The sequence below is a fragment of the Hymenobacter siberiensis genome (genome assembly GCF_018967845.1).
Classification (GTDB): domain Bacteria; phylum Bacteroidota; class Bacteroidia; order Cytophagales; family Hymenobacteraceae; genus Hymenobacter; species Hymenobacter siberiensis.
The window spans coordinates 72,371-83,362 of record NZ_JAHLZZ010000002.1; the positions used below are offsets into that span (position 1 = coordinate 72,371).

Annotated in this window: 8 protein-coding genes and 2 pseudogenes; 5 read left to right on the top strand and 5 right to left on the bottom strand. The window is 58.6% G+C overall.

All coding sequences use genetic code 11. The annotated features are described in order from the left end of the window. Nucleotide 1 precedes the first annotated feature (1 nt). Together KQ661_RS21040 and KQ661_RS21045 are read right to left on the bottom strand one after the other, a co-directional pair. Complete coding sequence (locus tag KQ661_RS21040; protein WP_216728057.1) at nt 2–1,114, bottom strand: imelysin family protein; 1,113 nt, start codon at nt 1,112–1,114, stop codon at nt 2–4. Nucleotides 1,115–1,207: 93 nt separating this feature from the next. Then, nucleotides 1,208–2,359 (bottom strand): DUF4856 domain-containing protein, encoded by a 1,152-nt coding sequence (locus KQ661_RS21045; protein ID WP_216728058.1) that lies wholly within the window; start codon nt 2,357–2,359, stop codon nt 1,208–1,210. Nucleotides 2,360–3,171: 812 nt separating this feature from the next. Between KQ661_RS21045 and KQ661_RS23205 the strand changes: the two are divergent. Next, nucleotides 3,172–3,420 (top strand): annotated as a pseudogene (locus KQ661_RS23205) (hypothetical protein); the annotation flags it as partial. Between the two features lie 9 nt (nt 3,421–3,429). Here KQ661_RS23205 and KQ661_RS21055 read toward each other — a convergent pair. From KQ661_RS21055 to KQ661_RS21065, 3 genes and pseudogenes are all read right to left on the bottom strand, one after another. Then, nucleotides 3,430–3,834, bottom strand: a pseudogene (locus KQ661_RS21055) (TerC family protein); the annotation flags it as partial. Between the two features lie 376 nt (nt 3,835–4,210). Beyond that, entirely contained in the window at nt 4,211–5,452 is a 1,242-nt protein-coding gene (locus tag KQ661_RS21060; protein ID WP_216690860.1) for a replication initiation protein, read from the bottom strand. Nucleotides 5,453–6,110: 658 nt separating this feature from the next. Then, nucleotides 6,111–6,377: a hypothetical protein gene (locus KQ661_RS21065; protein WP_216690859.1), complete on the bottom strand. Its 267-nt coding sequence runs from the start codon at nt 6,375–6,377 to the stop codon at nt 6,111–6,113. A gap of 474 nt (nt 6,378–6,851) precedes the next feature. Between KQ661_RS21065 and KQ661_RS21070 the strand changes: the two genes are divergently transcribed. From KQ661_RS21070 to KQ661_RS21085, 4 genes are all read left to right on the top strand, one after another. Then, the gene (locus KQ661_RS21070) at nt 6,852–7,241 is read left to right on the top strand and encodes a hypothetical protein (protein ID WP_216690858.1); all 390 of its coding nucleotides are present in this window, start codon (nt 6,852–6,854) and stop codon (nt 7,239–7,241) included. 127 nt (nt 7,242–7,368) lie between these two features. After that, nucleotides 7,369–8,046: a response regulator transcription factor gene (locus tag KQ661_RS21075; protein ID WP_216690857.1), complete on the top strand. Its 678-nt coding sequence runs from the start codon at nt 7,369–7,371 to the stop codon at nt 8,044–8,046. Nucleotides 8,047–8,166: 120 nt separating this feature from the next. Next, nucleotides 8,167–9,738, top strand: coding sequence for a TolC family protein (locus tag KQ661_RS21080; RefSeq protein ID WP_216726972.1), 1,572 nt, complete (start codon nt 8,167–8,169; stop codon nt 9,736–9,738). A 61-nt stretch (nt 9,739–9,799) separates the two neighbouring features. Continuing rightward, nucleotides 9,800–10,939, top strand: a complete 1,140-nt coding sequence (locus KQ661_RS21085; RefSeq protein ID WP_216690855.1) for an efflux RND transporter periplasmic adaptor subunit — start codon at nt 9,800–9,802, stop codon at nt 10,937–10,939. Nucleotides 10,940–10,992 lie beyond the last annotated feature (53 nt).

Below are 10,992 nucleotides of genomic sequence, written 5' to 3' on the forward strand. Positions count from 1 at the left end.
ATTAGTCGCCGTCGTTGTCGACGTAGGTCACCGTGATGCCCAGCGCCGAGGTCATATCCACCTTAATCAGGCGCACGGCCTTTTGCATCTCGTTGTAGGAAGCCACGGCATCGACGTTGCGGGCCGTGATGGTCGTGTGCAGGTCGGGGCCCAGGGAGCTGAGCTGCTGCGCCGACACACCAAACTGCGTGTTGATGATGCTGACCAGGCCCTGGCCCGTGCGGCTGTCCTTGGCGCCCAGCGCATCGAGGTAGCTTTTGAGTGAGGGCCGGCCCGTGCGGCCATTGAAAAACTGCTGCACCGTGGCGTGGGCCGTAGTGGCCAGCTGCAACGGCAGGGCTCCCTTCAGGTAATACGCCTCAATTTTCTCGGGCCGGGGCGTGCCGCTCATGGTGCCGGCCGGAATGCCCACTTTGCCGGCGCGCAGGTAGCGCTCAAAGTAAAGCGAGTAGGCATTGATAACCCGCGAGAGCGAGGAGCTGGCATCGGTGCCGGCATTATTGATGAACGTGTCGCGGTAGGAGCCAGTCCACTGGCCGTACACCGTGCCAAAGGTCTGGTCCATCTTGGCCATCACATCGGTGAGGTAGCGGCGGTGGTTGGCTGAGGCCACGTACTGCTGCACAATGGCCGCGTCGCTGGTCGCCACGCCGTTCAGCAGGTAGTCCAGCGTGGGAAAACCCTGCTGGGCAATAGCGGTGGCCACCTCAAAGTCGTAGGTGCCAGTCGAAATATTGCGATTGATGCCGGTCACATCGGTCGGGTAGATGTTGAAGTGGTTGCGCAGACTCACCGATTCAGCGGGGCCGAACTCAAACAGCTCCACTTTCTGCCACTCCAGGTAGGCCGCCTGCCAGGCCTGGCGTGCATCCAGTAAGCTGGCCGTAGTAGGGGCCGCCGTGAAGGCTGTGGTTTTGGTTTTGAGGGCGCTCAGCTTGTCGTTGAAGCGCTGGTAGCCGGGCTTCACCAGGCTGTCGGCCCACTGCGTGAGCAGGGCCTTACGGTCCAGGGACGTGTCCGGGGCCGGCGTATCGGAACCGGTGCTTTTCTGGCAGCTGAAGATACCCACCGTGGTGAGCAGCAGCAACAGGGCAAACAAAACAGTCTTTTTCATCGGAATCAATTTTTGGTGGCAAAGGCCCACGCACCCCACCGCCACAGCGGCCCGGTGCGTGGGCCTGGGTCCGCGGCGGGCGCGGGCCAAAAGCTATTGAATGCTGAACTTGGACTTGATGGCATTGATGGCCACGTCGGCCTGGGCATTGGTCAGGCTCCAGGCGCCGTTGGTGCCGGAAGTGAGGCCCGCGAGCAAATTATCGGAAAAAGCCGCATCGGCTCCGTACTTGGTGCCGAAGCGCAGCGAGTAGATAAAGCCCAGCCCTTCGCCCAGCGCGTGGGCTTTCACGTCCAGCGTGGAGGCCGATTTCCAGCTGCTCAGGTAGGACACCGCCGACAGGGCAATGGTCTTTTCCAGCTCCGTGCGGATAACATCAGCCTGGGTTTTCACGCCAGCCGCGTCGTTGTTAACAATGGCCGCGCGGCCCTTCAAGAAGGCCAGGTACACGCCGGGCGAAGCCAGACCGTTTTTCTCGTTCAGGTAGCCGGCCAGAAACCGCTCGCGGGGCGTCAGGTTGATGTCCGTGGTCATGATGGCGTTGGCCGTGAGGTAGCCGTAGGCCAAATCCCAGTTATGCTCCAGCTCGGAGTAGGCTTTGCCGGCTACCACCTGGCGGTTATCGGCCTTCAGGGCATTGTCGGTAAGCAGCACGTTGTCAATCTGGTCGAGCAGCAGGGCCCCAATCAGAGCCTTCTGAATCACCTGGTTCACTTCAATACCTTGCTCGTCCACAAGGTAGCGGCCCAGCCGGCCGGCGCTGCCGGGCGTAGCCACGTTGTTCACCGACTGGCTGGTGGTGGCCAGCTTGGTCAGCTGCTGGTCGAGGTAGACGCGCACCGTTTCGGCGTTAGTGGCCGGGAACGAGGCCGCAGTGGTAGCGCGCAGCGACAGGCCCGAGCCGTTCAGGCCGGTGCCGGTGAAGTAGCTGCCGGTATTGTTGTAGTAGCCGCGCAGCTTGGCCGCATCCAGGGTAGCGGGTGTGGCCGGGGCCGCCGCGGCCACCAGGGCCATGTAGGCATTCAGCTCCGAGAACATGTCCAGGCGCTGGTTCGCGGTCGTCAAATCCACCGTGGACTGCCCGCCGGCATCTTTGAACGATTCCGTGTACTTCGAGGTGGCCGTCAGCGTACTGGCATCCAGCTTGGCGCGCAGGGCCGGGGCCGACTCGGTGTCATTCTTGTCGCAGGAAGTAAAACCAAAAGCCAGGGCAACCAGCGCGCCGGGAACGAACTTAAACGTCATAAGAAACAGGTTTAGCAGAAGGAGCAGTAAACGATGCCTCAAAGGTATTACCCTTATTTGGAATTATTCCAAATAAGGGTAAAGTTTTTTATAAAATGTCTAAATAGTATAATAGTATATATTATATATTTACCCTTCGATACCCAAACTATCCTCGTGAATGCTCCCGGCGGGCGCTTCGGCCTGCTGCCCGGCCTGCCGCCGCAAGCCACGCCGTAAGGCGATTAGGGCCATTGCACCAAATGCGTTGCTATAGTTGAGCTAATATTCACAACGCATTGATCAATAACATGCTTTGAACAAGGCAAGTTGTGAGGAGGCTGTTGTAACTATTTGAGCAGCCAGTAAAACATTTCACTGAATCCTGGCGCTGGAAAGGGCCTTCCGATTCAGCAATCGACACATGTTTTTTTTAAGCTCAACCTGAAAACGCTAACTACGCATTTGGTACAATGACCCTAATCTACAAGCCGTGCTGCGGGAAATTGAGGCTGCGCGGCACTGCGAGCAGCAGGTGGGGTGCGGCGTGGAATTCGTATCTGGGGAATTGAATTTTCGGCTCCGCACCTGGCTGCCGCCCGGCAGTGGCTGGCTGATAGCGGGCCTCTCTAGAACAGCGTGCCGGAGCTGACGATGAGAAAAGCAGCCCAGCGCTTGAATCTCTTTTTTTATTCTTATTTGCAGGTAGTTGAGCCTGCCCGGAGTTGTAGCCACTTTGTACCTGCGCCATGAATATGCTGTCCCGCATTCACGATAAGGCCAGGCCCATTGGGCTATTTCTGCTGGTAATGCTCGTCATTTTGGGCAGTAGCATGGTAGAAAGGCGGCTGATGAATAAAGTCACCACCTCGCTTTCATCGCTGTACCAGGACCGGCTCCTGCCCGCCACGGGCTTGTTCGAGCTCAATAACCTGCTCTACGCCAAGCAGCAGCTGTTGACAGCGTATGAGGCCGCGTCGGCGATGGAGCGCCGCCGGACACTCCAGCTGTTAGCCGGCTACAATCAGCAGCTGGCCGCCATCATCAAGCAGCACCAGGCCACCTATTTGGTAAGGCAGGAAAAGGTGGTGCTACGGGCATTCCAGGCGCGGCTGAACCGCTACAACGCCCTCGAAGCGCAGCTGCACGGGCGGGGCCTTTTTGCGCAGGCGCATATTGAGCAGTTCGACCAGCAGCGAGAAGGCCATAGCGAAGTAGAGGTAGCCCTTTTCGATTTCCTGGTGGGCGGCCTCCATCACCAGCAGCAGGCCAATCATGATGAGGAAGGAGAGGGCCAGCATCTTGATGGTGGGATTCTTGTTCACGAAGTCGACCACCACGCCGCTGAAGGGCAGCATGAGACCCATGGCCCCTATCACGGCCAGTATCATCACCAGCACGTTATCGACCATGCCCACGGCCGTGAGCACGAAATCGAAGCTGAACACGAGGTCGATGACGCCGATTTGCAGCACCACGCGCAGCAGTGTGGCCCGGCCCGTGGTACTGGCGCTGGCTTCTTCCTAGCCCTGCAGCCTGGTGTGGATTTCGGTGGTGCTCTTGTACATCAGAAACAGGCCGCCGCCCAGCAGAATCAGGTCGCGCCCGCTACCCAGGTTGCCGATTACCAATATGCCGCACTCTACCCGAAAAGCCTGGCAAGGCGCATGGAATCGATTCAGAAAGTGGGTCTGACTGGACGATGCCCATCGATTTCGCCCACGCCTGAACCAGAACCAGAAAAGCGCCTTAATCGCGCTGATAACCGTCTTTACCAGTAATTACGGGCGCACGTTGCCTGCCACAACCACCGCCCACACCACCAAAACGCGGCCAAGCACCCGCCCGGTTTTGCATTCAAACATAACCGCGCTAGTGCCGCAAAATCAGCACCTGCTGTCCTTCCCTGAAGTCAAGCACGAAACCCTGACTGAGGTATATGCGCTCAATGTGTTGTTCAAAAGTCGGGGCTCGGTTCGCATGCTTGGCAAAGGGCCCAGGCGTTTCATACATTTCCCGTACTTCCTCCAACTGATATATTGTTTCGGCCGGAGCCACAGCAACCGGTTTGACAACAGATTTGCGAACGGGCTTCACGGCAGGAGCTGGTAGCACCTCCTGACTACGACGGAATTCTTCCAGCAGTAGTTTGCCCGTAATGCACTTATAAGCGTAATCAGCGGGCTTACGAATCTTGGCTTTACGTGGGCGTTGAAGCACTTCTATCACATAATCCAGGTAATCAACCGGGTACTGGCCCTCCACCAGATGCCGGCGAATGACCTCGCAGCCAGCTTCTGCAACCCCCATTGCCAGCAAGCTCATCGCCCAGAGCTCCATTGCAGTGGCAGGCTTGGCGACTGCAAACGGCAATTTGGTAGCAGATGGCTCCAATACCAACGGTCCCGCATTGAAGGTAAAGCGAATTTGCTTGACTGCCTTGCCTACTCGCAGCAGTTCCATTTCGAACCGCAAGTCCGTGTCAGCCAACTCTTCCTGCGCTTTGTCCAGAACCTTCGCTTTAAAGTTATTGAACCGGTCCGTGTACTCTTCAGACCGGATTCCCAGTCGAAAACGCAAGTCTTCTACCGTGAACGTGCGCGCACCAAACGTGCGGTATTCAGAAAGCAACCAGTAAATCTTAAACGAATGACTGCTATTCAAGCTCTTGAGCTCGGCAGTCAGGCTTTTTGTGAAGTTTCCACGTTGCGTGAGTTGCAGCAGGTAGGGGACAAAATCAGGGTTGACTTTGACAAAGAGCCCCCCACGCTGCCGCATGTAGCGCGCTTTGGTAATAAAGGAGATGTATTCGTAGTCCGGTTTGCTGACGCGCTCACCCTTCGGGCCCAGTAACTCCACATACAACGTGCGGTTCAGCAAGCGCTTAGCTAAGCTCTTAATCTGCGAGTAAGCACTTCCCCCCGTTTCATCGCCTACCAGCTCGGGAGCAGGGATGAAGTATTCCTTGAATTCCTCGTCGTCCGGATGAATACGGGACAAAATCGCGGTAAAAGCCCGCCATTCGAGCGTATTTAACACGAACGAGCTATTAATCAACGCATTATGCTGGCGAACTTCCGGACGCGGAGCAATGACGGTTAGCTGGTTATCCACAAAACGGCAATTTGGTAGCAGATGAGGCTTCAAGTTACGCACTCCCCCAATAGCAGTCGGCAATTTGGTAGCAGATAACGGCAGTTGGGTAGTTGGCAAACGGCAATTTGGTAGCAGATAACGGCAATCTGGTAGCAGATGACACCTACCCAAAACGGCAATCTGGTAGTCGGGAAACGGCAATTTGGTAGCAGATAACGGCAATCTGGTAGCAGATAACGGCAATCTGGTAGCAGATGAAGGGTGTAAAATATTATGATTCAATTAGTTGTGGAGCCTGTAAGACTTATAAGACTTATAAGTAAATAAAGACTAGCTAGGTGTTTTTTTGATTTATTAAAATCTGCGGTGAACTGCTTAGTGCAAGCCAGCGACGAGTTTGGCTTCGCACACCCCGGGGGGGGGGGCCAACTGCTGCTGAAGGCAGGCAGTGGTGCAGGGTAAGATATAGCGCAAGGGCAAAGCGGAAATGCCAGTTGGAACCAATGCGCCGGATTTTTGCAAGTTCGGGATGTCCCGATAACGGCCGCTTTAGCGGCCCACCCGCGCTGGCGGCTTCATACTGCGTAAAGCTGTAGCGTGAATATAACTTTCTGATTATAGACAATAAGCAGCTCGACACCTATAGCCCTTAATGACTTCTTGAGAAAGACCACCATCATTTGCGGCTGTATCCGTGTGAGTGCTTCCTGCTAGCAGTTACGCTGGCAACGGCGGGTTCGCCGTTCGTGGCGGCGTGGTCGCGCAGCTGCTCCAGCGTGAGCTGGCCCTGCTCGAAGGCCTGGCCGGCCCTACTGTCGAAGGAATCGTAGCGCTGCTGCCGAATCGGCTGGTAATCGGACTTTGGGCGCACGTTGTCGGCTGCGATGAGGGCGCGGGCAAACAGGTCCATGCCGACGACGTGGGCGTGGAACAGGTCCTGCAATGGTTCACTAAAGTACTCAAGGAGCCAAGACTGGCTTTTAAGTAAGGGGCCTCTCAGAATACAGAAAAATAACACGCTAAAGGACGGATGTAGCGCGCGACCCCGGAGATGCGCTGGCACCGGGAAACCTCGTTCACCCCACGCTGGCCCGCACCCGGGGGCTGCTCGGCGGCAGCAGACATGAAGGTGGCTAAAAAGCAAAATCAGTACCGCAAACTTCGACGTGCAAAGTGTAGGACAAATGAATAAATAAATCATTGTATCCCTCATAAGACATTCATTTCATGGGCATTAATCTTGTATCCTCATACGGTTGGCATCGCCAGCCGGTGCCCATCGCCTCCGGGTGAAACTGGCCTTCCGGGAGCAGTATTTTAAGTAGTAGATACTTCGATGTCCGGCATGCTTTTTTGCGGAATTTCCTTATTGTACCTCGTGCCTCCGAACCTGAGAATAGCACGTGCTCAGACTCTCATGCGGACTAATTCGTGGCGCCCCAGTCCACCTGCAGGCGCGCCCCAGCCCACCAACTATACCCACTGGGGTCTGGACGAGGGCACCTGTATCCCCCATTCCTACGGCCCCGCCCAAGCCGTTTTCAACGAAGCCGAAGCCACCCCGGGTTACGCCCCCACCGGCGATACGGAGTGGAACCTGCGATACACGCCCCTTTTCGGGGTCGGTAGCCGCCAGCGGCGGCGCGCCACCATCGCCCAAAACCGGGAAGGTAGCAGTGCCGCCGGCACGCGGGCACAAAGCCCAGGTGCCTTCCGGGTAGGCGCGGCCCGCGAGCTACCGGCCAGCCTGGCCACGAAGCGCCCGGCCCGTTCGATGCGCCGTTCGTGGCCGCGCGCCTGGACGTGACCAGGCGGGTCATCTGCATTCCGATGGTATTGATTTTCCTCAAAGGCACACTGCTGTAGCCAGCAAGTAACCGGGTGCCGTCCAACGGGCACCCTTACCTGCTCCACTCATTTCCCAATCAACCTTTATGCGCGTTCTGGTCATTCATTCTGAAGAAGCTTTTTGCCAGCAGCTGTACCACTTTTTGCAGCAGGCCCACTACCTGGTCGACTGTGCCGCCACTCACGCCGCCGCCGTTGAGCGGCTGGCCCGGCACGAATACGATTTTGTGCTGCTCGCCGCCGAACTGCCCGATGGCGACGGCCTGGCACTGTTGCGCGCGGCCGTGCTTGACCCAATGCAGCCGGCTTCGTTCATCGTCCTCACCGCCTCCGCCGGGGGCGTTCACCTCAAAGCCTTCGACCTGGGTGCCGACGATTGCCTGCCCAACACTGTGCTGCTGCCCGAGCTGGAACGCCGGATGCAGGCCATCGTGCGCCGCCGGTTTCGGTTGCAAGACCCTAAAATCCGGTTTGGCAACGGGTTCGTGATGGACTTGGCCGCCCACACCCTGCGCCATAATGCGTGCCCCGTGCCGCTCAGCAGCAAACAGTTTGATTTGTTGCACTACCTGTTGCTGCACCGCGGCTATCCCCTCACGCGCCAGCAACTGGGTGCCCACGTCTGGGGCGATGATGTGGCCAGCCAACGTGCTTCCAACTACATCGACGTGCATATCAAGAACCTGCGCAGGGCACTGGCCAGCTTTGCTTCGCCCGACTTTCTCGAAACCGTGCACAGCATCGGCTACCGCGTGGCCGCCTGAGTTCTGCGTGGTATAGCAAGGTCTGAAATTGGTTTATGATTCTGATAATCAGTAATTAAAATATACAACGCACACCCCGGATGCAAGCCCGGCTCTTCTTAACACCGCCTTATTACTGTCATGAAATCCTTCGGAACCGCCGCACTGCTGCTCGCCGTAGCCGTACTGGCCGGCCCTGCCGCGGCCCAGCGCCCGGCTACTACCACGCCCTCCTCCAGCATGAGCCGGCCCCCGGGTGGTACGCCCAATAACACCCCGGCCCAAATGCCTGGGCAACCTACTCCCGGCTACGGGCCGGCCGGCCGGCCATCAACACAACCGAAGCAGCCCAGTCAAACCAACAGTGGGACTGCTGCAAACTCCGCTTCGCCATCGCCCTACGGGCAGTATCCGGCAATGCCTGGGGTACTGCCTACCGGGGTGCCCATGAGTGCGACGCCTGGCCCCACCGATACGCTGCACGTCGACCTGGACCAGGCCCTGGCCCTGTTTATTCAGCGCAACTACAATTTGATTGCCCAACGCTTCAACGTGAACCTGGCTCAGGCAGCGGTGATTCAATCCGGGCTGCGGGATAATCCCAATATTTCGGTGGGGGCCAACGCCTACAACCCCGCCATCAAAACCCTGTTTCCGTTTGGTGCCAAACACGGTGCCGACGTGCCCGAAAACAATGGCAACGCCACGGGCAACACGGTGAACATTCAGGTGCAGCAGCTCATAAATCTGTCGCACTCACGCGCCAAGCTCGTGCAGCTGAGCAGCACCAACGCCGAGGTGCAGCAGGCCGCTTTTGAGGATTTGATGCGCACGGGGCGCTACCAGCTGCTGCAGACGTTTTACAACGTTATTGCGGAACGGCGGCGGCTCCTGTTGCTGCAGCAGCAGCGCGACCAGCTCGACCGCCTGCTCGTCGGCTTTCAGGAGCAGCTGCGACTGGGCACCGTGGCCGGCTTTGAGGTGACGCGCCTGGAGCTGGAGCGCGAAAGCCTGGAAAAAGACCACTCGGACCAGCTGGTGCAGCTGGGCGGCGATGAGGCGGCGCTACGGGTTTTTCTGGCCACGCCGGGCACCACGTTTGTAGCGCCCGAGGGGCAACCGCTGCTGCCCGACCCGCCGGCCACGCTGCCCACGCGGGCCGACCTCACCACGCTGGCGTACCAGGCCCGTCCCGACCTGCGCGCCGCCACCCGCCAGACCACTTATGCGCAGCAAAACCTCCGGCTCCAGAAGGCGCTGGCAGTGCCCAAGGTAGCGGTGGGAGCCTCCTACGCTTCGTACGGCAGTACTTACGCCAATTTTTACATGCTGCAGGCCGCTATGGATGTGCCCGTGTTCAATCGCAACCAGGGCAACGTGCAGGCGGCGCAGGTGGGCATTCAGCAGAGTGGCAATGTGCTGAGCCAGGTGAACCTACAGGTGGAGCAGGACGTGGCCGCCGCCGTGGAGCAGCTGCAGCACGCCACGGATTTGCGCCGCCGCGTGACCCCGCGCTTCGTGGCCAGCATTCAGGATGTGAGCCGCAACGCCACCCGCGACTACCAGCTGCGCCTGATTGATTTGGTGAGCTTTATCGACAAAATCCGGGCTTACAAAGATGCCCAGATGCACCTCATCGACGTGGGCAACCGCCTGGAGCTAGCCAAGCAGCAAGTCAACTACGTCACGAATACCCCGGTTTTTACCAATTAATCCGCGTTGGCGGCGGCTGGTTAGTAGGCGCCTCGGCACATCTTTTTTTTCTCCAATTACTATGTTTTTGTCCTCCCGTTTGCTTTCGGGGCTGCTTTGTGCGGCCGTAGGAGCCGGTAGCCTCAGCGGCTGCGGTTCCAAATCGGAAGAGCTGCCCGTCAATACGAAAGACCTGAGCAGCGGCTATCGCACCGATACGGTGCATCTGCGCTCCCCCGAGCAGGATTTGCGGTTCACCGGCAAGGTGAGCTACGACCAGAGCCGGGTGGACCGGATTTTTCCGGTCGTGAGTGGAAACGTGCTGGACGTGAACGCCGCCCTGGGCGCGCAGGTAACCCAGGGGCAGCTCCTGGCCCGCGTGCAGAGTGCCGACGTGAGCGGCTACCTCAATACTTACAACGCGGCCAAAGCCGACCTCGCCGTGGCCGCCCGCAACGCCTCCAATACGGAGCAGCTCTACAAGTCCAGCTTCGCGTCGCAGAGCGACCTGGTGGCGGCCCGGGCGCAGCTCGAAAAGGCCCGCTCTGCCTTCCGGGGTGCCGAACAGGTGCTTAAAGTATACGGCGCTACCGGTGGCGGAGCCGCCAGCGGCAAGCCCGTGTACACGGTGAAGGCGCCCGTGAACGGCTTCGTGGTGGAGCGCAACATCAACCCCGGCATGCAGCTGCGGGCCGACAACGCGACTCCGCTCTTCACCATTTCCAACCTGACGCGGGTATGGGTGCTGATTAACGTGTACGAGTCGGATGTCGCCGTGGTGAAAGTCGGGCTGCCGGTTGTCATCACCGCGCTGGCCTATCCGGACCGCACGTTTCAGGGCAAAATCACGAACATTTCCAGCGTGGTCGACGCCGATACGCGGGTGCTGCAGGCCCGCGTGGAGCTGGATAACCCTGGCGGCCTGCTCAAGCCCGACATGTTCTGCACCATCACCCTGAGCCAGCCCCAGGCCGGGCAGGCCCTGGCCGTAAACCCCACGGCCGTCATCTTTTCCAACGACCAGTACTTCGTCATCCGCCGCAAGGCCGGCACGCCCGCGCCTAGCCCCGAGCAAAATGCCAGCGTGGCCTACGAAGTGGTGCCGGTGAAGGTGTTGCGCTCCAGTGCGCGCTACCGCTTCGTGACCGGCGGCCTGCACGACGGCGATTTGGTGGTGACGCAGGGCAGCCTGCTGCTATACAACGACTTAAAAGGTAATTAATCTACTGATTCGAGATTGTCAAACGGTCATGCTGAGCGCAGCCGAAGCATCTC

Excerpts from the sequence above, each read along its gene's own strand:
- KQ661_RS21040 (WP_216728057.1), bottom strand. The coding sequence starts at position 1,114 with ATGAAAAAGACTGTTTTGTTTGCCCTGTTGCTGCTGCTCACCACGGTG.
- KQ661_RS21045 (WP_216728058.1), bottom strand. The coding sequence starts at position 2,359 with ATGACGTTTAAGTTCGTTCCCGGCGCGCTGGTTGCCCTGGCTTTTGGT.
- KQ661_RS21070 (WP_216690858.1), top strand. The coding sequence starts at position 6,852 with ATGCGGACTAATTCGTGGCGCCCCAGTCCACCTGCAGGCGCGCCCCAG.
- KQ661_RS21075 (WP_216690857.1), top strand. The coding sequence starts at position 7,369 with ATGCGCGTTCTGGTCATTCATTCTGAAGAAGCTTTTTGCCAGCAGCTG.
- KQ661_RS21080 (WP_216726972.1), top strand. The coding sequence starts at position 8,167 with ATGAAATCCTTCGGAACCGCCGCACTGCTGCTCGCCGTAGCCGTACTG.
- KQ661_RS21085 (WP_216690855.1), top strand. The coding sequence starts at position 9,800 with ATGTTTTTGTCCTCCCGTTTGCTTTCGGGGCTGCTTTGTGCGGCCGTA.